Raw genomic sequence first — 25634 nt, 5'->3', positions numbered from 1 at the left:
ATGCAGATAAGGAGGGGGAACATGCGGCTGGTACTTAACCGAATCATGTTGATTGCATTTTACTTGGTAGGCGTGCTTTCCACGACGTGGGGCAATACGGGCATGGTCACTTTTGGGCTGGTCACGCTGGGCGTGCTGGCGCTTGTCGTGATTGAGGCAACCTTGAGAATGACCGACCAATCCAAACAGGATGCTTTGTATGCCAAGGTTCGTGCCATCGTTCAGGTACTGGTGGCCATACTCGTTACGGCAGCTTTGTTCAAACTGGTTTGGTATTTCTTTTAGATCACAGCAGAACGTTGGAGCAATGCCGATTGCACGACGATCACAGACACAGACCGGGTAGAGCTCAAGTTTTCAATCATTACATAGGTACGAAGGCAATTGCTGCTTTTCAAACGAGTTGGCAGGGGGCCAAGGGAACGCCGTAAGGCATAGCATTTCAAAGTAGAGAGAACGACAAACAAGGTGTTCTTCGACGGGTTGACCCGCGTCGGGAGCACCTTGTTTGCGTGATGACCGGCGTTTTGCCGGGAAGGGCAGCATGAACGCTTCATGCCTTCATCGCCTTATTCCCTCAGCGTCGAACGTGTCATGCTGACGCTTGACTCGCGTACGATAAGCCTGGGCTCGAACTGAATCCGTTCGTAGTCGCTGGAGCTCATGTCCCGAATGCGTTTAAGGAGCAATTCCGTTGCCAGCCTGGCCACTTCTTCGCCCATGATCGACACGGAACTGATCTTCGGCGAGCTGACCGTGGTCCATTGGTTGTTATCCACGCCAACGACGGCTACATCCTCCGGAACGCGAATGCCCAATTCCTTGAAACGGTTGACCAGGCCGATGGCCACCATGTCATTGATGGCATAGACGGCGTCCGGCATACGGGTCAGGCCGTAAAAATAGTCCGCCGCATTTGCGCCGGTCTGTAATGAAAAATCCTCCCCGAAGTAAACCAGCGAGATATCGACATTCCCCAATGCTTGCTCGTACGCCCGATAACGTTCCTCGATAATGTCTTTGGGAGCGCCGGCATAAGCGATGCGGGTCCGGCCGATTTTGATCAGATGGTCCATGATCAGTTTGCCTTCAGGTTGGGAAAGGGAGACGATATCCGCATGAATGCCCTGTTCCAGTTTTTTGCCGTAATTGATCAGGGATATGGGTAATGGCGCTTTGTTGATCAGGGACGGCAATGTTTTGGGGTAGGCCAGGGGCATCATGATCAGCCCGTCGACATGCAGTTTTTTAATATGACGGATCGTTTCCAGCTCCGTGCGTGCATTGCCGGCGGTGTTAATCTGTACCACATGGTAACCATGCTGTTTGGCGGTCTGCTCGACCGACCACGAAATTTCCGGAATAATGGCATTGCGTATATCGGGCACAACGAGCGCGATTTGGTTGGTTTGGCGAATTTTCAGGCTTTGCGCGGACGTATTGGGAATAAAACCGAGTTCTTCAATCGCGAGCATGATTCGTTCCCTCGTTTTGCTGCTGATGCCCTTCGAGTTGTTGATGGCGCGGGAGACGGTGGCGATGCCTACGCCAGCCCGCTCGGCCACATCCTTGATTGTCACTTTACGTTCTTTGCTCACGTTAAAATCTGACCTCATTTCATCGGAAACGATTCCGATTTTTGGTTCGAAGTAATATATGGAACGATGGATATATATAGATTATAACACTTGCAGCGCGAATGTATCCGCATAAATATTGCAGCTGTGGAGAAAATGAATAGGCTTCAATGAAAGTGCTTTATTTCACATGGAGTTCATCGCGAGAATGGTTCAACTTTTAATTAAATAAAAGGAAATTTAAGTTTGACATGTTATCTAAAGTGTGACATATTTAACTACGGAAACGTTTCCGGAATTAATTTAAAACAAATCATCTGGGAGATGAAAGAAATGAAAGCACTTCGTTGGCATGGAGTTAAAGATTTGCGTCTCGAAAACATTGAAGAACCCCGCCCTGTCAAGGGAAAGGTTAAAATAAAAGTAGAATGGTGCGGGATTTGCGGCAGTGATTTGCACGAATATACAGCCGGGCCGATTTTCATTCCCGCGCAGGATCCGCATCCGCTAACAGGGGAGAAAGCACCGATCGTTATGGGCCATGAGTTTTCCGGTCAAGTGGTGGAGGTTGGCGAAGGCGTTACCCGCTTCAAGGCAGGCGATCGCGTAGTCGTTGAGCCGATCTATGCTTGCGGACACTGTGAAGCCTGCAAACAAGGAAGATACAATCTGTGCGATGAGATGGGCTTCCTGGGTCTTGCCGGCGGCGGCGGGGGTTTCTCCGAATATGTGACGGCATGGGAAAGCATGGTCCATCCGATTCCCGACTCCATTTCGTACGAACAGGGTGCCCTGGTTGAGCCTTCAGCCGTGGCGCTGCACGCAGTACGCCAAAGCAAACTGAAAGTAGGAGACACCGCAGCCGTGTTTGGCGCAGGTCCGATCGGTTTGCTCGTCATCGAGGCACTGAAAGCATCTGGCGCTTCCGAGATCTATGTGGTCGAGCTGTCTGAAGAGCGCAAAGCGAAGGCAGAAGAGCTTGGCGCAATCGTCATCGATCCAACCAAGTTCGACGTGGTGGATGAGATTCATCAACGGACGAATGGCGGCGTCAACGTAGCTTATGAGGTTACAGGCGTTCCTCCTGTTCTGCAGCAGGCGATTAACTCCACCCGCATTGGCGGCGAATTGATGATTGTCAGCATTTTCGAAAAGGAAGCGCCGATCATGCCGAATTCCATCGTCATGAAAGAACGTACCGTAAACGGCATCATCGGTTATCGCGACGTGTTCCCGGCCGTCATCAGCCTGATGGATAAAGGGTTCTTCCCTGCCGAGAAGCTCGTTACCAAACGGATTTCTTTGGATGAAGTCGTGAGCGAAGGGTTCGAAGCGCTTTTGAAAGAGAAAAACCAGGTTAAGATTCTCGTAAAAGCAGAGTAATGTCCTTGCAAGACGGGAATGACGCGGTACAGCTGTCTATCAAGTAGGCGGGTATCACGTATATTGCAATCGTTACAAGAGGCAAAGCTATCGGCGGCAGCGGATAGTTTGCCTCTTTTTTGCGCATCGTGGGCGGACTTTGTTGCAAGCATGTACGGTTTCACATAGTATAAAAGGATACAAAATGTATCGTTTATAGCTCGGAATCAATGAGAATACGCAAGAAGGAGGAAGTGGACATGCAGAGCAATAGCAAGTGGATTGCGTTCATGTTGACCATTGCCGCGGGCTTGGGATGGTTGGCGGCAGGGAAATTTCAGACGAAATCACATGTACCGCAGGAACTGCCGCCGCAGGGAGAGCAGGTAATGGCTAAGGCAAAGGTATCCAGCATTCCGGGGCCTTCGTCCGACGTGACTTCCAAAATCGAATTTCTGGGCAAACCGTTCAACAAAGCGCCTTATGCCAACAACGTTTGGGATATGCAGCTGTACAACGGGAAAATTTATTTGGGCTTTGGGAACAGCAGCAACACTGGTCCATCTCCGAATGCGGGGCCCATTCCCATCATCTACTATGATGCCGCAGGTTCGTCGTTTACGACCCAATCGGTAAAAAGCAGCAACCCGTCCCTGAAGTCTGCGCCCAAAAAGACAGTCGACGAAGAGCAGATTGACATATTCAAAGTGCTTGACGGCAAACTGTATATTCCGGGAAATGATTCGGACGGGGAAGAATGGTCATTAGGCAATTTCTATCGATTGGACGGGGACGTTTGGACGAAATACCGCAATTTGCCTTCGGGCATTCATGTATATGACATGGCATTGTATCAAGGAAAATTATTTGCCGCCATCGGTACGGATCGTAAACCGACAGTGCTTGTTTCCCACGACATGGGCGAAAGTTGGCAGGTGTTTGCAACGATGAATGCGCTCGGAATGCGTGCCTATTCGCTGTTCGAAATCAACGGCAAGTTGTATGCTTCCGCCATGTTGTATCCGGACAACAAAATATGGGGCGACAAAACAAACATTCTGGAAATCAACGCAAAGCTGGAAAAGAAAGAAGTGGTGGTGTACGGGAAAAACCTGCTCCCTGGGCTGACGTACCAGCAAGGGACAGTTCCGTATAACAAAATCGGCAAAAAGGTGAATTTCAACGGCAAACTGGTCTACATTATTGGCAGCGTATTCAACGACCATCAACTGCTGCCCAAATCGTTGAACGTTATGACGGATATCCATCAGGCCCGAAGGGTTGCGCTGCCTGATGCAAAAGCTTTGCCGACGGATGTGCTCGCTCGCGACGGCAAAGTGTACGTTTTGACATATACGCGGTTAAGCGCCAACTCATATATCAACCGGGTATACCAAACGACCGATTTGGACACATGGAACGAGGTGCTGCGTTTTAAACAGGACACGTACGCCAAATCGTTCGAGGAATATGACGGTGATTTCTACTTCGGTCTGGGCACGGATCCGGATGTGCTTTCTCCCTCGTCAGGAAAATTGCTGCGGGTTCGAAGCCAGTATATTCCAAAGATATAATTTAACCCGGATGAAGGATTACGATGGAATTAAAGGAAAACCAACGTACAGCCGCCGTATTGGCGGCTATTTTACGAGACTATAATGCTAATTTCAATATATGAAAAATTCATAATAGAAAACCAAGCTTCCGCGCACGCTCTTAAGCACATTAAACCAAGCATCGGTTCCCGCGCTTCGAATAACGTGAATGTCTGCAGAACGTCGTACCCAATGCAACATATGGCCAGGTGGAACAAGGGAGATTGGTTTTGAAAAAACGGATACATATGATATGGTAGGCCTGAACCTTTGATTCGCTTCACGATACGCACAAGGAGGCAAACATACATTGAATATGAAGCAAAATGAGCAGAACCACCGCACGAGACAGAGATACAGGGGGTTCGTTCTATTCCTGCTGCTGGGCACGATGATTATGCTGGCAGCTTGCGGACAATCCGGGCAACCCAATCCTTCGGCCAGTCCCGATGCCGGTACAGGCCAGGAAGGAACCGGGAACAGCAGCGGCCAAGCCGGATCTGCCGGGAGCGGCTCCCAACCGGAAGCGGGGAACTCGCCCGGGAACGAGTCAGAGGAAGGCACGACGCCATCCCAGGAGAACCATGATCCCGTTCAGGAGCAGTTGGATCAGATGACCCTGGAGGAAAAAGTGGGGCAAATGATCCTCGCCGGCGTTCAAGGCACTGTGCTGGATGACCAGGCTCGCCGCATGATTGCAGACCAAAAGGTTGGCGGCATTATTTTATATGCGAACAACGTGACAACGCTGGATGGAACGGCGAAGTTCGTGCAATCCATTAAAGAAGCGAACCGTTCCAATCCTGTTCCCATTCTGATGGGTGTAGACCAGGAAGGCGGCAAGGTAAGCCGCATGCCCGATGAGGTGAAGTCGATTCCTTCCAATGGAAAGGTGGGCAAAACCAAGAACGCAGGCCTTGCAGAAGAGATGGGCACGCTGCTGGCAAGGCAGGTGAAGCTTGCCGGATTCAATCTCGATTTTGCCCCGGTGCTGGACGTAAACAGCAACCCGAATAACCCGGTCATTGGCGACCGTTCATTCGGCAGCACGGCTGAGCTGGTGTCCCGTCTGGGCGTGGCCGAGATGAAGGGGCTGCGCAGCGAGGGCATCATTCCGGTCGTGAAGCATTTTCCCGGTCACGGGGATACGTCGGTCGATTCCCATTTGGAGCTGCCTGTGGTAAACAAAACGGAGCAGCAATTGGCAAAGCTAGAGTGGATTCCTTTTGAAGCGGCGATCAAGGAGAACGCCGAGGCGGTCATGGTGGCCCATATTTTATTTCCGAAGCTTGATTCCAAGTACCCGGCATCGCTCTCTAACGTCATTATCGGCGAACATCTGCGCGGCAAATTCAATTATCAAGGCGTCGTCATCACGGATGATCTCAGCATGGGAGCCATCGCCAAAAACTTCAAGCTGGATGAAGCCGCCCTGGCAACTGTCCGTGCAGGCAGCGATATTTTGCTCGTCGCCCACAGTTACGAAAGCGCAAAGACGATTTTTGATACGCTGATCGATGCGGTAAAAAAAGGCAAGCTCGACGAATCCCGCATCGACGAGAGCGTCTATCGCATTTTGGCATTGAAACGCAAGGCGGGCCTGTCGGACGAAAGGCAGGCTTCCGGCGATCTGACCCAGTTGAATAAAGACATTACGAACTGGCGCAAACAGGTGGAAGCACGTTGATGTAACATTTGAGGAAATCCGATGAGGATATGGAACGAAGGCATTCGTGCCGGGCAGCTTTCCGCGTGCATGGGGGGGCTTGTTCGGCACTTTTTGTTATGCGCACAGGGGCTCCTTCGCTTATTTATTTGCGCTGTTAGGTTGCCAGATGGGACAGTTGTGATATGATTTGTGCTGGAGTGGATTGCGAAACATCTTCCGATCGCTATTATCCCCAGATTTTTTTGATCCCCTTTTTCAAAGGGAAAATCCGGTGATAAACACGAAGCGTATGCTTTCGATGGAGCTTTCTTACAGAAAGCTTTTAGCTCCGCTTCTGCAGATTCTTTTTGCCCCCTCCGTTTTTGTGTAAATTTCTGGTTCAACCTATATAGATGATATAAGTTAAAGGTGGTACTGCTTGATGTATACCATAATGGTTATCGAAGATGATCCCAAAATTGCGGGTTTGTTATGCTCGCATATTGAACGATACGGGGACAGGGCCGTAAAGGCGCTGGATTTCGAAGGAATATTGCAGCAGTTTGAGCAGCTGCAGCCCCATCTTGTGCTGCTCGATATCAATTTGCCAAGCTATGACGGGTTTTACTGGTGTCGGCAGATCCGCACGGTTTCCACATGTCCGATCCTTTTTATTTCGGCGCGGAGCGGCAAAATGGACCAGGTCATGGCGCTCGAAAACGGAGCTGACGATTATATCACCAAACCTTTCGAGCATGAGATCGTCATGGCCAAAATCCGCAGCCAGCTGCGGAGGGTCTACGGCGACTACGCGGCAAGGGATGAAGAACGCACCGTGGAGCTGGACGGTCTGAAATTGTACCTTGAAAGCATGGAGATTCAATGGGGCGACGCCAAAGTCCAGCTCACGAAAAAAGAAACGATTTTGCTGGAGACGCTGTTGCGCCGCAGTCCCAAACTGGTGAGCCGGGAGACGATTTTGGAGAAGCTGTGGGACGATTCCTTTGTGGACGACAATACGCTTAGCGTTAACGTTACGCGTGTTCGCAAACGCTTGGCAGAGCTTGGCATTTCGGACGCGCTGGAAACGGTAAGGGGTTCCGGTTATCGGTTAATCAACCATTGGAAAGCGGTTCAGGAACCATGAGGCTGTTCATCCGGGAACATATCGCGTTGACGGTTTGGATCTTTGCCATATTGCTCGCCGTCATCGCCGTATTCTGGTATGACGGGTATGATCACTGGCTTACCGCTGCATATGCGGCTTTTCTGGGTTTGTTTCTGTATGCGGGCTATCTGTGCTATCGTTATTTATCGCATCGCCAGTTTTATCGGCGCATGTCCAGACCGATGGCTTCCTTGCAGGAATTCGTCTCTCTAAACGAAACCGCCCCGTTGACGCAGGCATTGGACCGACTGATGGACTCCCAATACGGCCATTACCATGCAAGGCTGCACGGGATGGAGCAAAGACAGCAAGAATATTTGACGTTCATGAACCAATGGGTGCATCAGATGAAAACACCGCTGTCCGTCATCGAGTTGACCGTGGAGGGTCAGGAGGATGACGATCTGCGGCTTGCAAGCATTCGCGAGGAAGCCGACCAACTCCGGCGAGGATTGGAGAACGTATTGTATGTCGCGCGTTTGGAGACGTTCGAACAGGATTTCAGCGTCGAACCCGTACGGCTGAAGGCGGTGGGCGAAGACGCTGTTCATGAACTGAAGCGTTTTTTTATTCGCAGCCATGTTTATCCCGACATGCAGATCGAAGACGATCTGGTCGTACAGTCTGATGCCAAATGGCTGCGCTTCGTTCTGGTCCAATTGTTGTCCAATGCCATTAAATACTCCGCAGGCAGCGAACAGAAAATAAAGCTGCGAGCTTACCGGGCGGAGCATGCCATGATTTTGGAGGTGCAGGATCGGGGCGTGGGCATTCCGAAATCGGACCTGAACCGGGTTTTTCAACCTTTTTTCACTGGGGAGAACGGTCGGCACTTCAAGGAATCTACCGGCATGGGATTGTACATCGTCAAGGAAGTGCTGACCCGCATGAATCATTCGGTGGAGCTGGAATCCGTCCGGGGGGAAGGTACATTGGTACGGATTCGTTTTGAAAGTTAAAGCGGTTAGGAAACACGCTGTCCAAGAAGACGTCAGTGCCTATACAAGGCGCGGACGTTTTTCTTTTGTGGTAACCTTACAACAATGTCATGATCGTGAAAGGTTAATCCATAGGAGAATAGCGGAAACTTCGATAGACTGGGATCAGCAAAGAAAACTGCGTTTCGATAAAACGGCGGTTTGAGTCAAGCCGATTTTTGGAAAGAAAGGGGTTCTAAAATCATGGAAATTTGCTCGGTCAAGCAAATCAGCAAAATTTATAAAGGCATCGTATCTCACGAAGCGTTATCCGGAATCGATCTGAGCATTCAGGAGGGCGAGTTCGTAGGCATTATGGGGCCGTCCGGCAGCGGCAAAACGACGCTTCTGAACATGATCTCGACGATCGACCGTCCGACCTCGGGCGAACTGAACATTGGAGGACGTGATCCGTTTGCGCTGCATGCCGATGAACTTGCCTTGTTCCGGCGCAGGGAATTGGGATTTGTATTTCAATCGTTCAACTTGCTCAATACGCTCACGGTGAAGGAAAACATCGTATTGCCGCTCACGCTGGACGGAGTATCCGTCCAAGAAATGAACGAACGTGCGGCGAGGTTGGCTGATAAGCTGGGAATCTCGGACATTCTCGATAAGCGTACTTTCGAAATATCGGGCGGGCAAGCCCAACGGACGGCGATCGCGCGTGCGCTGATTCACGGGCCCAAACTGATTCTTGCGGACGAACCTACCGGAAACCTCGATTCGAAGGCCGCCCGCGACGTGATGGAGATGCTGGAACGCCGGAACCGAGAGGACCGGGCCACGATGCTGCTGGTTACGCATGATGCGGTGGCCGCGAGTTACTGCAGCCGGGTCGTGTTCATCAAGGACGGGCAGCTATACAACGAAATTCATTACGGGGACAACCGGCCTGCGTTCTACCAGCGAATCATCAATGTGTTGTCTTTGATGGGGGGAACGGGACATGAATTTTCGCCAGTTCGCCATTAACAACGTCGTTCGGAACAAGCGCATCTATCTCGCTCATTTTCTCAGCAGCACGTTTTCCGTCATGATTTTTTTTACCTACGCGCTTTTGTTGTTTCATCCGGACTTGAAAAGCGGATTGCAAGGTTCGAACAGCACGGTAACGATGCTGGCGAATCAGGGAATGATCGTAGCGGAGATCGTCATCTTTGTGTTCTCGTTTCTGTTTTTGTTATATTCGGTCGGCTCGTTTCTGAAAACGCGCAAAAAGGATTTTGGAATTTTTCTGATTCTGGGCATGACCAAAAGGCAGATGAATCGGTTGCTGTTTTTGGAGAACATGTGCATCGGGGCAGCGGCTACGATGGCGGGCATCGGTTTGGGTGTGATCTTTTCCAAGTTGATACTGCTCATTTGCGGCTCCATGCTGGCCGTGGAGAACGGTCTGCCCTTTTATTTTCCAGGCAAGGCCATTCTGCTCACCGCATTTGCCTTCCTTGTTTTGTTTGCGGTGATTGCGCTGTCCTCTTCGTTGTTGATCCGTAAGGGGACGTTGATCGACCTTGTCAAATCGGAAGAAAAACCGAAACCGGAGCCAAAAGCATCGCCTTGGTTAGCATCGCTATCCCTAATGGCCATCCTAGCCGGTTATGCGGGGGTATTTGTTTTCGTATGGGACAATCCTTCCTTCCCACTGCTGCTGGGCAGCGTGGTGGCCGTAATTGTCGGTACGTATCTGCTCTTTACGCAGCTCAGCGTATATGTGATTCGTGCGTTGAAAAGACGTCCGGGCCTGTTTTTTCGCAAAACGAACCTGCTCTTTCTGTCAGAACTGACCTACCGCATGAAGGATAATGCAGTCATGTTTTTTATGGTGACCGTCATTTCGGCTTCTTCATTTACGGGGATTGGTACGATGCTGGCTTTGGCGGATCCGGGACTGTCGGCCATGACCAATCCATATGGATTCAGTTATGAGGCGGCCGGCGATCCCGCGGCGGAAGCGAAACATATTCGGATGGTAGAGGAAGCGCTGGTGGATCATGAACTTTCTTATGAAAAGGGAAGTTACGTACCTATGTATACGTATGATGGGGAGATCTTTATCAAACTTGAGGATTATAACCGACTATCTTCCGCGCTTGGGTACGGGGAAAGGCAATTGGGGGAACAAGAGGCATTTTTGACGCCAGGCAGCTTGCAGCAGCGGAAAAAAATTCGGGCTGGTGAGAACAGCTTTACGGGCGAAACGCTTGAATTCAATGTGGAGGACGTTTGGCAAAAAGTGACGTTAACGCTGCCCGGCACGGAGATCGTGCTGCCGTTTGAGGGCAATTCGTCCATCTATGTCATTTCAGATAAGTTATACGACAGGTTGTTCCCCATTTACATTGGCGGTGATTCCAGCGAATATAACGGGGTGACCATCACGCAATTCGTGGTCAAGGACTGGATGCGTACACGCAGCTTTGCAGCAGAATTGCTGGAGCAAATCCAGAACACGCCAACTTCCGAGGGGTACTTCTATCCGACCTCGCTCGTGTTGAATTGGCTTCATTCGAAGCAAACGAACGGGATCATTCTCATACTTAGCAGCCTGGTTGGCATCGTGTTTTTCACCTTTGCGGCCAGCTTTACTTACTTCCGGTTGTATGCGGACCTGGATCGGGACGAGCAGCAGTATCGTATGGTCGGAAAGATGGGGCTGAGCCGTCCCGAATTGCGAAAGATCGTGACCAGTCAGCTCGTATTGATGTTTTTCCTGCCATTACTTGTTGCTGTGTTCCATAGTTCCGTCGCCTTTGTGGCGCTGCAGCAGCTGGTCGATTTCTCGGTGCTGGGACACAGCCTGCGCATTTTCCTGGTGTTTGCGTCCATGCAGCTCGCGTACTTTGCGGTTGTGCGCTGGCGTTATTTGAGAAACATGTACACCAAACTGGTTTGAACCCGTCGGGGCAAATGCAGTTGGTAAAGAAAAACATAAAAGGCGCCCATCATGTCATGGCTCCACGCCGCGGCAGAAGTGGCGCCTTTTTGGTTTGCCTTTGAATGGGCGATGGGGATCGGTTTGGGGAAAAGGAATTTGCTAGTGGATTATGTTACAATTATTGGGGAGTTCCGGATATGTTGATCATGATGCCGCTTCATCCAAATACATATAAAAAAAGTAGTAGAATCAAGAAAAAATGAAGGTGAATTCGAACGAAATGGAGAGACTGTCGTGTGAAAATAGGATATTTCAATATTGACACAAAAAAAAGAGAGACCAGACGGACGTTCAAACGTAGAAGACAAGTGACCCGAATGGGATAGGTAAAAAGGATAGATATATAAACCGCAAAAAACATACACACGTTAACGGAGAGGCAGAACCAATCTGGAGAAGCGAAGCGTTCGCCTAAAAGCTTTCTGAAAGAAAGCTGTATCGGAAGCATAGGCTTATCACCGGATTTCCCCTTTAAAAAAGGGATTGGAAAAAAATCCGGGGATAACAGCGATCGGAAGATGGTGCTGCACTTGCAGTGGCCTAGTGTGATTACTATTGCTGTTTATATAGGAAGGCCATACAGAAAAGAAACGCATTGGCCGATAACCATAAAAAGGATAGCTGGAGGGGAAATGTTTGTTTAAAGGAAATTCATTCGTTCGTATCAGCATCGGACTTGCCCTGGTGCTCATCAACATCTACCTGTTGTCACGGGTGAGCTTTATTTTTCAGCCACTCGTCACCATGGTGACGGTCATTACAATTCCGATGATGCTGTCGGTATTCTTCTATTATTTGCTGCGGCCGCTGGTGAATTATATGGAGAAGAAAAAGATCAACCGTACCGTCAGCATCCTGCTGATCTATCTGGTCTCCGCAGCCATTCTGGCCTTGTTCATCGTTGGATTATGGCCGTCCTTAAGGGATCAGCTGAAAAATCTCGTGGACAACGCGCCTAACATGATTAATGCGTTGAGCGCACAATTAAAGGAACTGGAGCAGAGCGGGATATTTACAACCCTGTTCCCTGAAAGCTCCAATCCGTTGTCCCAGATTACCGAATATGTAAACAAGGGATTCAACTTCGTCACCGATTATGTTTCCAGTGCGATCTCGCTCATTTCGAGTTTTGCGATTATTTTGTTTACGTTCCCGATCATTCTGTTCTACATGCTGAAGCAGGGGGAGAAATTCGGGCGCAAGCTGGTTCATATCGTGCCGAAACGGTTCCAGAAGGACAGCCGCGAAGTGGTATTGGAAATCGATCAGGCTCTAAGCGGCTTCATTGTGGGCCGAGTGATCGTGAATCTGGCTCTTGGCGTGCTGATGTATGTCGGGTTTCTGTTCATCGGTTTGCCGTATGCGTTATTGTTGACCGTCATCGCGGTGATCATGAACTTCGTTCCGTTCATCGGGGCGATTGTGTCGGCGATACCGATCGTCATCATCGGTCTCATCCAGTCGCCTTCAGTGGCGATCTGGTCGCTTATCATTATTTTGGTCGCTCAGCAGATTCAAGATAATCTGGTTGCACCTTATGTATTTGGCAAGAAACTGGACATTCACCCGCTGACAACCATTATTCTGGTGCTGGGCGCCGGGGATCTGGGGGGCATCATCGCCATTCTCATCATCATCCCGGTCTACATGACTTTCAAAATTATTCTGGTTCGCATCTATCAATTATTCTTTAAAGACAAATGGGAAAATGCCTAAACGCAGAAATGGAGTGGATAATCATGAACGAATTAACGCAATCGATCCTTAGCGAAGAAGAGAATACGAATGGACTGGCGGCACAGGAAACACAACCTTTAAAGGCGGGTACGATCCATGTCACGAATGACGTCGTATCGAAAATAGCGGCCATGGCCGCACAAACGACGGTTGGCATCGCATCGATGTCGGCCGGTTTGTCGGAAGGCATCGCCAAGAGCGTTCTGGGCAAAGGCCTGCAAAAGGGAATCGACATTAAAATGGATGAATCCGGCGTCTCCATCCATCTGCGCGTCGTTGTCGCTTACGGTTGCAAAATGCACGAGGTATGCCGGAAGCTGCAGCAAAATGTCTGCGAGCAGGTTCAGGACTTCACCGGGCTGCACGTAAACGAAATTCGGGTACATGTCGTGGGCGTGTCCATGTAATCTTTCAACTATTCATCAAAGCAGCACCTCCCCGTCAACCGTTTCGTTGGGGGAAGGTGCTGCTTTTTAGTTCACGGTAGCGCGAAGGGGCGCTGCCCATCACTTTTTTGAACATTTTCGAAAAAAGCAGCTGATCGTTGTAACCGACGGAACGTGCGATATCGCCGATCGTGAATCCTTGATCCAAAAGCAATTCCGCCGCCCGGCGCATGCGATAGTGGACGAGGTAAGACTGGATGCTGCTGCCCATTCGCTCCTTGAACAAGGAGCACAAATAACTTCGCTGCAGGCCGACTTGGGAAGCGATGGATTGCACGGTAACGGCATTGGCATAATTCGTTTCAATGAAATCGATGACCTGCGTGACGTAAGCGTCTTTCGTAAAAGGTTCTATTTTGCTCTCATGGCGTTGTTCGGAAGACGCGGCCAAGATGGAGAACAATTGGTAGAGCAAACCAAGCATGCCGATTTCCCAGCCTTTTCGGGTGTCGCGGGCGTGCACGATCCGATGCAGGCAGGAGCGCATTTCTTCATCATGCTCCAGGCTGAACACGGGCTGATGCTCGGAGAGCCCCGCTTGACTGAGCAGCATTTCGCAGGCATTTCCTTCGAAAGCAACCCAGCTGTACTCCCATGGATCGTCGGCATCGGCTTCATAATAAACGACCGAGTGAGGCACGATGAGGAACCCTTGTCCTTTGCGCAGCTCATGGGTTTGTCCGTTGACTCTGAAGATCCCTTTGCCGCCCAGGATGTAATGGATTTTATAATAATCTCTCATCGCCGGACCGAAGTGATGGCGGGGAGTACAAGGTTCTGTTCCGTAATGGAGCAGCTGGAGATCCTGAAATTGATCGTTTCGAAACATGTACGTAATCAAGGCTGCACGCCCCATTATAAAAGAGTGATCTTGCATTTTGACATATGTATTATCATATAATGTTTATCATTTATCGGTATTATAGTACTTTAACGATCATTTTTCCATATGAATATAGCGTGATGCCATACCGTTGTCCCGGGTGGAATGTCTAAGATAAATAGGTGGCTTCCATTCCGAAAAGAAAAGAGAGATGCTCATGACTTATATTGCCAATGAACAACGATACGATGAAATGAAATATGCCCGCTCAGGCAGAAGCGGAATCCGATTGCCCCAGATCGCGCTTGGATTATGGCAAAATTTCGGCGGCAACCGCACCTTGGATATTCAGGAAGAAATGATTTTGCGTGCGTTCGACCTGGGCATCAATCATTTTGACCTGGCGAACAACTATGGTCCGCCGCCCGGATCGGCTGAAGAAAATTTCGGCATTATTCTCAAAAAGCATTTGCGGCCTTATCGCGACGAATTGCTCATCTCTTCGAAGGCTGGTTATTATATGTGGAAGGGGCCTTACGGCGAATGGGGGTCGCGCAAAAATTTGATTGCGAGCCTTGATCAAAGCTTGAAACGCATGGGGCTGGATTATGTGGACATTTTCTATCATCATCGTCCGGACCCGAATACGCCGCTTGAAGAAACGATGGCTGCATTGGACCATATCGTCAGACAGGGCAAGGCGCTGTATGTCGGGTTATCCAACTATAATGCGGACCAGACCAAGGAAGCGGCAAGCATTCTGCGTAGTCTGGGAACGCCATGCCTTCTGCACCAGCCGAATTATTCCATGCTGAACCGCTGGATCGAGGATGGCCTGCAGGATGTGCTGCACGAGCAGGGCGTGGGTTCGATCGCCTTCTGTCCGCTGGGACGGGGGCAGCTGACGAACAAATACGTGGACAAACTGAAAGAGGAGCGAGCAAACCCATCGGGCAGCCTGCGTCCGGAAGCGTACACGGATGAACGCATTGCCAAATTCGAAGCGCTTCAGGCTATCGCTGCCCGCAGAGAACAAACGATTTCACAGCTTGCATTGAACTGGGTGCTGCGCGGGGACCGGGTCACGTCTGCCTTGATCGGCGCGAGCCGTGTATCCCAGATCGAAGAGAACGTGGCTGCCTTGCAGGCGCCAGAGCTGACGACGCAGGAGCTGCAAGACATTGAAGCGGTATTGGACGGAATCGGAAACTATGCATGGTAATTAGAATGACGTGCGTCTAGAACGATTTTGGCGAGATGAATAGAGTATTTATCAGAAGCGGCCTGTAACGGCTGCTTCTTTTATGTTGAAACGATGGTTTTCAAATGAATTTCTCTAACATGGCTTTAATATCATTCTTTTCGAAACCATATTTGTAAGATCATGCAGGCATGTATTTGACCGGTGTTTATTTTTTTGCGGATTAGGCACAGTTCATGGCACCAGGTCCTAGCATTTAGGGTATAATGGAACAATGTACACCGATTCATACCACGGAATTACAAAGGAGTGGCTTCACCATGAATTTTCAACAGTGGATTTCGCCGGAAATCTATAACATGACCTCGGAGATGGAGAACCACCCGCAGGATCGGGTTGCCCTTCGCTGGATCAGCGATCAGGCTGAAATGGAAGAGATCACGTATGGTGACCTGCTTAAACAGGCGAACCGTCTTGCAGCCGGACTGAGCAGCCTGGGTCTCGTCAAAGGCGACCGGGTGCTCGTCATGGTTCCCAGACGGATCATCGCATACGTTATATACATTGCTTGCCTGAAGCTTGGCATTGCCATTATTCCTTCTTCGGAAATGCTGCGTGCCAAAGATTTGGAATATCGTCTCCGCCATTCTCAAGCCCGCGCCGTCATCGTGTGGAACGAAACGACGTCGGAAGTGGAGAAAATCGACGCCGACTTGCCATCGCTCACACACCGTATCGTTGCCGGACCGCAAGGAGACGAAGCTGTGCCTGGCGAAGGCTGGCTGCATGTTCAGCAGCTGATGCAGGGGCAGCCGGATGTGCTGCCTGCCGTGGAGACGCATCGCGATGATATCGCGATTCTCGCATATACTTCCGGAACGACAGGTAACCCGAAAGGTGTCGTTCATAGCCATGGCTGGGCATATGCCCACTTGCGGATTGCGTCAACGCTCTGGTTGGACGTGCAGCCTTCGGACGTCGTGTGGGCTACGGCTGCGCCGGGATGGCAAAAGTGGATTTGGAGCCCCTTCCTGTCCGTCTTGGGAAAAGGCGCTACCGGCCTGATCTACAGCGGGTCATTCCATCCGCAGCGTTACTTGCAGTTAATGCAGCAGCAGCGCATCAACGTACTCTGCTGCACGCCGACCGAATATCGGCTGATGGCCAAAACGGATGATCTTGGACATTTCGACCTGTCCAGCCTGCGCAGCGCGGTGTCGGCAGGCGAACCGCTGAACCAGGAAGTAATCGAAATTTTCCGGCGTCATTTCGAATTGACGATTCGGGACGGGTATGGACAAACCGAAAGTACGCTGGTGATCGGCAGCCTTTCCGGGGCTCCTGTCCGGATTGGCTCCATGGGACAGTCCATCGCGCCAGGTCTGGTCGTGGTCATTGACAAAGACGGCCAGCCGCAGCCAGCCGGAGAGGTAGGGGACATTGCGGTACATAAAGACATGCCTGCGCTGTTCCGTGAGTATTATAAAGATGAAGGCCGCAAGGAAGCGAACCTGCGCGGGGACTACTTCGTAACCGGGGATCGCGCGAGCGTGGATGAAGAAGGATATTTCTGGTTCGAGGGCCGCAGCGACGACATCATTATCAGCTCAGGATATACGATTGGGCCGTTCGAGGTAGAGGAAGCACTCATGAAACACCCGAGCGTGAGGGAATGTGCCGTGGTGGCGAGTCCGGACGAAATCCGCGGCCATGTGGTCAAGGCGTTTGTTGTGCTGAAAGACGCTTCCCAATCCTCGCCCGAGCTGGTGAAAGAGCTGCAAAATCATGTGAAGACATGGACGGCCCCTTACAAATATCCGCGTAAAGTCGAATTCGTGGCCGACCTGCCCAAAACCAATTCAGGCAAAATTCGGCGCATCGAGCTGCGCGAGCAGGAAAAACGCAACGGTTAATCTGCAAAAAAATCTACACACGTTAACGGAGAGGCAGAACAATCCGGAGAAGCGAAGCGTGGTTTCTATAGACGCAGTTTTTGGGTGTCTTAGCAGCCCAGACTACTACCATCAGGAGTGAAATGATCATGAGTACATTTGAACAAAGCTTTGAACAATCTTTGGAACAATATGCAGAACTCGTCGTGCGAGTCGGCGTCAACATTCAGAAAGGACAGGTGCTGATCGTTACGGCTCCGATTGAAACGTTGGATCTGACCCGGTTGATCGTACAGAAGGCTTATGCCGCAGGCGCGAAATACGTGCAAGTCGATTTCGAGGACGACATCATTACGCGCAGCCGTTTCATCCACGGTTCGGATGACAGCTTCGATTATTTTCCGGCCTGGAAAGCGGAAATGCTGGAGAAGTTCGCGGCCGAAGGCGGCGCAACATTGACGATCAAAGTCCCTGATCCGGATCTGTACAACGGCATCGATTCGGACAAGGTGTCGCGTGCAACCAAGGCTGCGGCAACCGCTCGCCGCGGATTTTCCAAATACACGCGCAACCACGAAATCAGCTGGTGCTTGATCAAAGCGCCGACGAAAGCGTGGGCGAACAAAGTGTTTGCCGACATTCCGGAAGAAGAACGGATCAGCGTCATGTGGGACACCATTTTCAAAATGAATCGCGTCGACGGCGGCGATGCCGTGGAAAATTGGAAAAATCATTTGAAAACGCTGAACGACATGAACGCCATCCTGAATGCCAAAAACTATAAAAGCCTTCACTATCGCGCGCCAGGCACCGATCTGAAGATCGAGCTTGTCGACGGGCATATCTGGCATGGCGGAGGCGGCGAGAATAAAGAAGGCCACTATTTTGTCGCCAACATGCCGACCGAAGAAGTGTTCACCATGCCGAAGCGCAGCGGGGTCAACGGTTATGTCAGCAGCACGATGCCGCTGAATTTGAATGGCCAATTGGTTGATCAGATCAAGATCACATTTAAGGATGGACAGGTCGTTGCGTTCAGCGCCGCATCCGGCGAGGAGCATCTGAGAAACCTGTTTTCCACCGATGAGGGTGCGCGTTATCTGGGTGAAGTGGCGCTTGTGCCGCATGATTCCCCGATTTCGAACCTGAACCGCATTTTCTACAATACCGGCGTGGACGAAAATGCTTCTTGCCATTTTGCGGTGGGGAGCGCATATCCGTTTTGCATGAAGGACGGCACCACGATGAACAACGAAGAGCTGTTAAAGCATGAATGCAACGTCAGCCTGACCCATGTGGACTTTATGATCGGTTCCGCAGAGCTGGATATCGACGGGGAATTGCCGGATGGCACGATCGAGCCGGTATTCCGCAAAGGCAACTGGGCGTTCAACAACTAATTCTCGCATGCCCGTCACCCAAAGAGCGGATCACGTAGGCCATCCTGCCTGCATGATCCGCTCTTTTTTGATTTAGTGCGGTCTGCGCGAAACGCTTCCTGATCTTCTCTGATGAGAAGAGGCTGCACGATCTATTGGGCAAGTGAAGTTATCGCATGTTCATTTTCCTTGGAAAGCGGGTTTAAGCCCCTGACCGATGCATTCGATAAATTCCACAACTTCGCGCGCCCCGATGACTCATGTTTACATGGGAATTGTTCACCTAAAGGTTAGCGTCCCTGCGCACAGGAATGCAAAGCTCGCATTGATGCCGCAGAAGAAGTTCCCCTTTATATCGTTCCATCACGGGGCCATCTGCGATTGAATGCCCGTGATCCCGAACCAAACCGGGAATGCTGGTCCAGGCATGCATCACGGCTTCCGCAGTATGCGCGATTCGGTATACAAGATAATCTCCGCCGGCCAATTCTCCTTCCTTTACGGGATCGTTTCCGGAGAAAACGAAATCGTCGCTGATCACGATGCACGCGTCATATCGGCATGCCTCAGGTGGAGTTGTTGCAGGGTCATCTTGCGGAATGCCGAACAATACGGAAGCTTCGGATAACAAATGTTGATCGTGAGCCCAGCTTTTCAAGGTTTCCATTGCCTGTTTGTTGGCAGGGCCATAGGGTCCGATTTGACGAACATAAGCCATTCGGGTACGTGAGATGGTTTCGAGAGAAATGGACATGCGTGGTTCAACCCTTTCCGAAAGTATATGGACTTGTAAGCCCACTCGGATACTAACATGGACTAAAATGAATTTCATGCCCTTTTTTTGAACTCACGACGGCATCGCAACTCAGGACGCATTAGAACAGATTGCGGAGTGCATCCCGATGAGGACGTTGACGAACTGATTTTGGCAGAGGTGGCGTTCGAAGAAAACGGAAATTTCCGGCTTGGATTCGACGCAGGGGAAACGCCTGCGGGGCAATTGTACCTGTTTGCGGAGTTTGACGAAGCATTTCATCTGTCGGAGCAGCTTATATATGAAACGTATTAAAGCCACGATGATCGTGGCTTTTTGGCATGGTTTGTTTTCGGTTTGTTATTCATTATTCCACGTTTAATTTGTTGAAACTCACATACTCGTTAATCGGTTTGCGGTAACCGCGCGGACGCTGCTTGGCTTCCGATTTTTTACCGATCGTGATGACCAGGGAGATCACATAGTGATCGGGAATTTCAAGGCTTTTTTGCAGCTCCTCGGCATCGAAACCGATCATTGGACAAGTGTCCCAGCCTCGATCCTGGGCAATCAGCATGAACTGCATGGCAGACAGGCTGGCATTGCGGATGGCATCCTCGCGTTGGAAAAATCTGCCGCGGGCTTCGTAAAATTCGGTGACGCTTTGTGATTCCTGCTCGTATTGAAACGGCGTCATAGCGCCAAGATTCAGCAAACCTTCGTTGATCGTGCGGATGTGATGGTGAGCGTTGATATCGCCGAGTACGACGATGACGGCAGAAGCCGTTTTTACTTTGTACTGCTGGGAAGCTTCATGGACTTTTTCGATCTGTGCCGGGTCCGTCAGCACGAGATAATGGGTGTGCTGCAGGTTAAAGGCCGAAGGCGCGAATTTGTTCAAAGCAAACATCTCGTGGAATTCCGATTCGGGGATGTCGACGCCTTCTTCGAAAATAACGGCAGACCTGCGGTTTTTGATAATGTTCTCCAAATCACTCATCGTATGTACCTCGCTTGGTTGAATTATAAACTCACTATAGCATACTTGGTTACTTTTTGTATGTATAATTTTTGCATAAGACAAGTCGGTGCTGCCATACGCTGAAAATAAACCGTGGAGGTGACCGATGAAGGCATGGCTGTCTCAAGTTAAAAGCAACGCATTCTCGCGTGAATTTCGGGTATACGTGATCGAATCCTCCACGTTGAAGCGGTTTGTCATCGTGGAAATCGTGCTGGGTACGCTGGCGTACCATGCAGCTTTTTACCTGGTTCATAATGCCCTGCTGGCTGGGGTCGGCTCCTGGGCGGGGACGGAAGGGATGAAACGGCTCCCGGCAGTTGTCAAACGCATCGTCAGTGCGTAGAGTGGTTTGGTTTGACGCACTCTGTCAAAAGAAGCGTTGCAGGAGAGCAGGAAGGCGGATCGCCGACCTTTCTCTCCCTTTTGTTTTGTGGTAACGATCAGACCATCATAGGATCATTTCTATTCACCGAGAAAAGTACTTGATTCACAGTCACTTTTACTTGGCACGCTCCAAATATTGCTCCAGCGTGAGGTTCTGTTTCGTCATTTCGCCTGCGATGTATACGCCGACGTAGCGGACATGCCACGGCTCATACGAGTATCCCGTCAGTTTTTCCTGATCCTTGCCGTAGCGGATAATAAAGCCGAATTTCGGGGCATTGGCTTTCAGCCATTTGCCTTCTTTGGTGCTGCCGAAGCTTTGCTGCAGGTCGTAACCTGCGGATGCGCTGGAAATGTCCATCGCGAGCCCGGTCTGGTGTTCGCTTTGTCCAGGGCGGGCGCTGGTTTTGTTGGCCACGGCTTCGCCTTTGATGCTGGCATTGCGTTCAAAAATCGATTTTTGCGTGGCATAGGAACGGTATCCGGAAACGGCTTTGATATCGATGCCGTCTTTTTTGGCCGCTGCGAACAGCTTCTCCAGCGCGGTGGCGGCTGCTTTTCGCATCTGCTTTTTCGGGCTGGAGCCGGAGAAGCTGAACGGGATGTTCGGCACGACGAGATCCTTTGGTTCATAGCTTGCCGGCAGGTTTCTTTTTTTGTTGACCAGCACGACGGTGCTCGTGAGATTGGTCACTGTAGCTTTGCCGTTGCTGGTTGTTTTGATCGTGCGGGATGGTGCATTGTCGTGCAGGAATTGGGCAAAGCTGGAGCTCGCAGCTTCTGCTGCCGTGCCGAACGTGAAAGGTACGGCGGCGAGTGCCGTCCCGGCAATGACGGATCCGGCCAGAAGGGCGGAGATGATGGATTTATGTTTGCGTGTGCGATTCATTGATGGGGTCATGCTGCATCCTCCTCGGTTCTATCAATCTATAAACCGAGTATACTAGAGGATGATGTCAATAGTTTCTCCAAATGTTTCCGACTTGTAAACAAAATGTGTGAAAATAAAAAAACGGCCCTGCGTCGCCGCAAAAGCCGTTTCGGTATGGGCCAGGCCAATGGCTGGCAGAAAGATCATCTGCTGGATGGCAAGGCACAGGCATTCATGGCTGCGGGCGTTCCAACCGCGCTGGCACGAGCGTCCCGTACGCGAAGGTTGCCGTTAAGCACCCCTGAGTCGCTGCTGAGCCTGAACGAAGGATAGTTGGGCTCGGTATCCAGCTTCATGCTCTCCTCCAGGTTAAGCTGTTGTTTGGGGTCCACGTAGAATGTGCCCAGATTCGTTTCGACGGGTTCATCCAATGCTCCAGGCTGGTCTACGATGTCGATGACGAGCACGCCGTTGCATCCGCAATTTTCGGTATCATAAAAAAGCTTGAAATAACCCGGCTGCTCCCCGAGGCCTGCGGTCAGGCGCTCTGCAGCAAGATCGGTAATGGATATGCGCATGTTGCCACGCTCCTTTGGATCGGAATCGAAATGTTTTACCTTCAACAATGTAAAACTAACTATATCTATAGTATACCATTCCTGTCAAAGGCAGCCGCATCACGTTGATGCACACATGCGCGCAGAACATTGGATGGATGGTATACTGAACTTGGGATGTTGGGCAGAAATGCCGGAAGTCGATTGAAGGGATGATGTACATATGTCAATGAATCATTTTGGGCAATGGCCGGAAGCAGCCTGGACAAGGGAGCCCGCATCTTGGGCTCTGCAATCCGATCGGCTGATCGTCGAGGCGGCAGAGGGAAGCGACTTTTGGGAAAACACGTTTTACGGCTTTTGCCACCGGAATGGCCATGCTTTACTTGCCGCATGGGACGGAGACCGTGCCGTCGAGGTATCCTTTGACTTAAAATCGTTTACCGAATTGTATGATCAGGCGGGCTTGATGTTGTGGCATGACCAGCATCAGTGGATCAAAGCGGGCATTGAGGTCAACGACGGCGTACCCCATGCAGCGGTGGTGGTGACGGACCGTTTTTCCGACTGGTCGTTATCTCCTGTGCCTGAGTGGGCAGGTCATATTGTAACGATCCGGGCTTCCTGGAGCAACGATGCCGTCATTATACGCGCAAGAACGGACAAGCATCCATGGCGCACGATCCGGGTTGCGCGGTTTGCCTATGCGACAGGCAAACAGGCGGGGCCTTTTCTATGCTCTCCGAAACGTGCCGGCTTCAGCGTGGAATTCCTCCGCTGGAAGCAGACGGCACCGGACGTGGACTTGCATGCTGATCCGCCGATCGAGGAGTAGAACCCTCCGTTTGATATAGGTGCACAGACGGTACACGAAAGAAGACAGGCGAGGAATCATCGTACGATTCCGCCTGTCTTCTCTGAGGTTCATGTGGGCTTTGTGCTGTCCGGACTTTCCGCCCTTTCCCGGGTTCAGAAGGCCGTCATTCAGCGTTTTTTTCGCGCTCGGCAGCTTGCTCGGCTTGATTCAACTGCTGCATGCGTTCTTCGTAATCATCGAGAAACCATAGCGGGTCCATGTTAGTTTCATCGCCATTGTAGTTGATCAACACTTCTTCGCCCGCCCGAATATCCCGATAAGCGTAGAAATCGAAGGAATGATTGTCGAAATTGATGACATAAGTCGCGTTGGGTTCATAGGAGTGGTTAATCAAACTGCCGTAACCCAGCAACATCGCAGTATGGTTCGTGCCGTACTCGAATACGTAATCTCCGAGTATGGTCTCATCGATGTGATGGTGGTCTTCATTCGGATAGGCAACGACCGGCGCCTGATGGATCAGCTTTCCTTTTGGAATGTCCTCCGTGGCGAATACGCCGCGGTTAAATTCTCCGCTTCCTCCAATGGGGGAACGTTTTACTTCAATCATTGCTTTTCACCTGATGCTCGTTCAGAAGAGCTCCGTTCTGTATTAGTGTGTATACACCTTATTTATTGTTCCAGTGACAGCTTAACGTATACAAAGAAAAATTTTAACGGATTCCGATGATTTAGGCAAATGGGCAGAGGAATTTCATAGTGATGAAGGTGGAGGGAACGGCGCGATTCTCGACAAGCTTGCCATTTGAAGTTGCCATTGAGTTGAGCGGCCCATAACGCTTATAATATACAAGAATAAGTCTATATAGAAAAGGTGTCATGATGAGTATATTAAACGTGGAAAAATTGAGTCACGGTTTTGGCGACCGTGCCATCTTTAACAATGTATCGTTCCGTCTGCTCAAGGGTGAGCATATCGGTTTGATCGGGGCCAACGGTGAAGGGAAATCCACCTTCATGAATATCATTACGGGCAAGCTGCAGCCGGATGAAGGTAAAGTGGAATGGTCCAAGCGCATGCGCGTCGGTTATCTGGACCAGCATGCCGTGCTCAGCAAAGGACAGTCGATCCGCGACGTGCTGCGCAGCGCGTTCCAATACCTGTTCGACATGGAGCAGGAGATGAACGACATGTACGGCAAAATGGGAGATGTGACTCCCGAGGAACTGGAGCAACTGCTCGAAGACGTCGGCACGATTCAGGATACGCTGACCAATCAGGATTTTTACTTGATTGATGCCAAGGTGGATGAGACCGCCCGAGGACTGGGTCTGACCGACATCGGCCTGGACAAGGACGTTAACGATCTGAGTGGCGGACAACGCACGAAGGTGCTGCTGGCCAAGCTTTTGCTCGAAAAACCCGATATTTTGCTGCTTGACGAGCCGACGAACTATCTGGATGAACAGCATATCGAATGGCTGAAACGTTATCTGCAGGATTACGAGAATGCGTTTATCCTCATCTCTCACGATATTCCGTTCCTGAACAGCGTCATCAACCTGATCTATCATATGGAAAATCAGGATTTGACCCGTTATGTGGGCGATTATGACCACTTCCAGGAAGTTTACGAGATGAAAAAGCAGCAGCTCGAATCGGCGTACAAACGCCAACAGCAGGAAATTGCCGACCTCAAGGATTTCGTGGCCCGGAACAAGGCGAGCGTGGCAACGCGCAATATGGCGATGTCCAGACAGAAGAAGCTCGACAAGATGGAAGTCATCGAGCTGGCGGCCGAGAAGCCGAAACCGCAGTTTAATTTCCGCGAAGCGAGAACGTCGGGCAAACTGATTTTCGAAACCAAAGGCTTGGTGATCGGGTACAACGAGCCATTGTCCAGACCGCTTGATCTGCGTATGGAACGTGGACAAAAAATTGCGCTCGTCGGTGCGAACGGGATCGGTAAAACAACGCTCATGCGCAGCATTTTGGGCGAAATCCCGGCGCTGGACGGAACGGTGCAGCGCGGCGACTTGCTGGAAATCGGTTATTTCCAACAAGAGATCAAAGAAGCGAACTATAACACATGCATCGAGGAAATTTGGCAGGAGTTCCCGTCCTTCACGCAATTTGAGGTGCGTGCGGCGTTGGCCAAATGCGGTTTGACGACCAAACATATCGAGAGCAAGGTTGCGGTGCTGAGCGGTGGCGAAAAGGCGAAAGTACGCCTGTGCAAGCTGATCAACAACGAAACGAACCTGCTCGTGCTCGACGAGCCGACGAACCATCTGGACGTGGATGCGAAGGATGAACTCAAACGCGCGCTCAAAGCGTATAAGGGCAGCATCCTGCTGATTTCCCACGAACCGGAATTTTACCGCGACGTCGTGACGGATACGTGGAACTGCGAATCGTGGACGACGAAAGTATTTTAAGTCCGGAAGCCGCTCGGCATATCAGTGAAGCGAGGGGAGGATCTC

The 25634-nt window shown here is 50.7% G+C and carries 24 protein-coding genes; 17 read left to right on the top strand and 7 right to left on the bottom strand.

What is annotated here, in order from left to right:
• Positions 1-21 precede the first annotated feature (21 nt).
• Positions 22-285 (top strand): hypothetical protein, encoded by a 264-nt coding sequence (locus tag RSX24_RS00260; RefSeq protein WP_343259361.1) that lies wholly within the window; start codon positions 22-24, stop codon positions 283-285.
• A gap of 284 nt (positions 286-569) precedes the next feature.
• Here the strand turns inward: RSX24_RS00260 and RSX24_RS00255 are convergent, their stop codons facing one another.
• Entirely contained in the window at positions 570-1598 is a 1029-nt protein-coding gene (locus RSX24_RS00255; protein ID WP_343259360.1) for a LacI family DNA-binding transcriptional regulator, read from the bottom strand.
• A gap of 312 nt (positions 1599-1910) precedes the next feature.
• Between RSX24_RS00255 and RSX24_RS00250 the strand changes: the two genes are divergently transcribed.
• The 9 genes from RSX24_RS00250 to RSX24_RS00210 all read left to right on the top strand — a co-directional run bounded on the left by RSX24_RS00250 (position 1911) and on the right by RSX24_RS00210 (position 13409).
• A complete protein-coding gene (locus RSX24_RS00250; protein ID WP_343259359.1) occupies positions 1911-2960 on the top strand; it encodes a 2,3-butanediol dehydrogenase in 1050 nt (349 codons plus the stop codon).
• A 239-nt stretch (positions 2961-3199) separates the two neighbouring features.
• Positions 3200-4513, top strand: coding sequence for a Kelch repeat-containing protein (locus tag RSX24_RS00245; RefSeq protein ID WP_343259358.1), 1314 nt, complete (start codon positions 3200-3202; stop codon positions 4511-4513).
• A gap of 337 nt (positions 4514-4850) precedes the next feature.
• A complete protein-coding gene (gene nagZ, locus RSX24_RS00240; RefSeq protein ID WP_343260051.1) occupies positions 4851-6221 on the top strand; it encodes a beta-N-acetylhexosaminidase in 1371 nt (456 codons plus the stop codon).
• Between the two features lie 403 nt (positions 6222-6624).
• On the top strand, positions 6625-7329 hold the full coding sequence (locus tag RSX24_RS00235; RefSeq protein ID WP_343259357.1) for a response regulator transcription factor: 705 nt from the start codon (positions 6625-6627) through the stop codon (positions 7327-7329).
• On the top strand, positions 7326-8309 hold the full coding sequence (locus tag RSX24_RS00230; RefSeq protein ID WP_343259356.1) for a sensor histidine kinase: 984 nt from the start codon (positions 7326-7328) through the stop codon (positions 8307-8309). The genes RSX24_RS00235 and RSX24_RS00230 overlap by 4 nt, the downstream gene beginning before the upstream one ends.
• Positions 8310-8531: 222 nt before the next feature.
• On the top strand, positions 8532-9302 hold the full coding sequence (locus tag RSX24_RS00225; RefSeq protein WP_236419547.1) for an ABC transporter ATP-binding protein: 771 nt from the start codon (positions 8532-8534) through the stop codon (positions 9300-9302).
• Positions 9277-11223 (top strand): FtsX-like permease family protein, encoded by a 1947-nt coding sequence (locus RSX24_RS00220; RefSeq protein ID WP_343259355.1) that lies wholly within the window; start codon positions 9277-9279, stop codon positions 11221-11223. Before RSX24_RS00225 ends, RSX24_RS00220 begins: the two co-directional genes overlap by 26 nt.
• 678 nt (positions 11224-11901) lie before the next feature.
• The gene (locus tag RSX24_RS00215; RefSeq protein ID WP_339277843.1) at positions 11902-12981 is read left to right on the top strand and encodes an AI-2E family transporter; all 1080 of its coding nucleotides are present in this window, start codon (positions 11902-11904) and stop codon (positions 12979-12981) included.
• 23 nt (positions 12982-13004) lie between these two features.
• Positions 13005-13409, top strand: a complete 405-nt coding sequence (locus RSX24_RS00210) for an Asp23/Gls24 family envelope stress response protein (protein WP_236419553.1) — start codon at positions 13005-13007, stop codon at positions 13407-13409.
• Between the two features lie 34 nt (positions 13410-13443).
• Here RSX24_RS00210 and RSX24_RS00205 read toward each other — a convergent pair whose 3' ends face one another.
• Positions 13444-14289, bottom strand: a complete 846-nt coding sequence (locus tag RSX24_RS00205; RefSeq protein ID WP_236419555.1) for an AraC family transcriptional regulator — start codon at positions 14287-14289, stop codon at positions 13444-13446.
• Positions 14290-14488: 199 nt separating this feature from the next.
• Between RSX24_RS00205 and RSX24_RS00200 the strand changes: the two genes are divergently transcribed.
• The 3 genes from RSX24_RS00200 (at position 14489) to RSX24_RS00190 (ending at position 18764) form a co-directional block, all read left to right on the top strand.
• Positions 14489-15493 carry an aldo/keto reductase gene (locus tag RSX24_RS00200; protein ID WP_236419558.1) on the top strand — a complete coding sequence of 335 codons (1005 nt, stop codon included), beginning with the start codon at positions 14489-14491 and terminating at the stop codon, positions 15491-15493.
• A 299-nt stretch (positions 15494-15792) separates the two neighbouring features.
• On the top strand, positions 15793-17385 hold the full coding sequence (locus RSX24_RS00195) for an acetate--CoA ligase (RefSeq protein ID WP_343259354.1): 1593 nt from the start codon (positions 15793-15795) through the stop codon (positions 17383-17385).
• Positions 17386-17513: 128 nt separating this feature from the next.
• Positions 17514-18764 carry an aminopeptidase gene (locus RSX24_RS00190; protein WP_343259353.1) on the top strand — a complete coding sequence of 417 codons (1251 nt, stop codon included), beginning with the start codon at positions 17514-17516 and terminating at the stop codon, positions 18762-18764.
• A gap of 262 nt (positions 18765-19026) precedes the next feature.
• Here the strand turns inward: RSX24_RS00190 and RSX24_RS00185 are convergent, their stop codons facing one another.
• A complete protein-coding gene (locus tag RSX24_RS00185) occupies positions 19027-19497 on the bottom strand; it encodes an AraC family transcriptional regulator (protein ID WP_343259352.1) in 471 nt (156 codons plus the stop codon).
• Between the two features lie 138 nt (positions 19498-19635).
• Between RSX24_RS00185 and RSX24_RS00180 the strand changes: the two genes are divergently transcribed.
• Positions 19636-19812: a hypothetical protein gene (locus tag RSX24_RS00180; protein ID WP_339277850.1), complete on the top strand. Its 177-nt coding sequence runs from the start codon at positions 19636-19638 to the stop codon at positions 19810-19812.
• A gap of 52 nt (positions 19813-19864) precedes the next feature.
• On the opposite strand, the gene RSX24_RS00175 is transcribed toward RSX24_RS00180, so the two are convergent.
• Positions 19865-20497 (bottom strand): nitroreductase family protein, encoded by a 633-nt coding sequence (locus RSX24_RS00175; RefSeq protein WP_339277851.1) that lies wholly within the window; start codon positions 20495-20497, stop codon positions 19865-19867.
• A 127-nt stretch (positions 20498-20624) separates the two neighbouring features.
• Here RSX24_RS00175 and RSX24_RS00170 point away from each other — a divergent pair, with 127 nt between their 5' ends.
• Positions 20625-20864, top strand: coding sequence for a hypothetical protein (locus RSX24_RS00170; RefSeq protein WP_236419567.1), 240 nt, complete (start codon positions 20625-20627; stop codon positions 20862-20864).
• A gap of 156 nt (positions 20865-21020) precedes the next feature.
• Here RSX24_RS00170 and RSX24_RS00165 read toward each other — a convergent pair whose 3' ends face one another.
• Both RSX24_RS00165 and RSX24_RS00160 read right to left on the bottom strand, forming a co-directional pair.
• Positions 21021-21806, bottom strand: a complete 786-nt coding sequence (locus RSX24_RS00165) for a M15 family metallopeptidase (RefSeq protein ID WP_343259351.1) — start codon at positions 21804-21806, stop codon at positions 21021-21023.
• A gap of 173 nt (positions 21807-21979) precedes the next feature.
• Positions 21980-22354, bottom strand: coding sequence for an iron-sulfur cluster biosynthesis family protein (locus tag RSX24_RS00160; RefSeq protein WP_343259350.1), 375 nt, complete (start codon positions 22352-22354; stop codon positions 21980-21982).
• A 208-nt stretch (positions 22355-22562) separates the two neighbouring features.
• Between RSX24_RS00160 and RSX24_RS00155 the strand changes: the two genes are divergently transcribed.
• Positions 22563-23168 carry a DUF1349 domain-containing protein gene (locus tag RSX24_RS00155; protein ID WP_438286762.1) on the top strand — a complete coding sequence of 202 codons (606 nt, stop codon included), beginning with the start codon at positions 22563-22565 and terminating at the stop codon, positions 23166-23168.
• A 145-nt stretch (positions 23169-23313) separates the two neighbouring features.
• Here the strand turns inward: RSX24_RS00155 and RSX24_RS00150 are convergent, their stop codons facing one another.
• The gene (locus RSX24_RS00150) at positions 23314-23760 is read right to left on the bottom strand and encodes an SET domain-containing protein (protein WP_236419576.1); all 447 of its coding nucleotides are present in this window, start codon (positions 23758-23760) and stop codon (positions 23314-23316) included.
• A 272-nt stretch (positions 23761-24032) separates the two neighbouring features.
• On the opposite strand from RSX24_RS00150, the gene RSX24_RS00145 reads away from it, so the two are divergent.
• Positions 24033-25589, top strand: coding sequence for an ABC-F family ATP-binding cassette domain-containing protein (locus RSX24_RS00145; RefSeq protein ID WP_236419650.1), 1557 nt, complete (start codon positions 24033-24035; stop codon positions 25587-25589).
• Positions 25590-25634 lie beyond the last annotated feature (45 nt).

Source organism: Paenibacillus hubeiensis (assembly GCF_032334105.1).
GTDB lineage: Bacteria > Bacillota > Bacilli > Paenibacillales > Paenibacillaceae > Paenibacillus > Paenibacillus hubeiensis.
The sequence above is the reverse complement of the archived record's forward strand: the minus strand, read 5'-3'. Positions and strand labels throughout refer to the sequence as shown.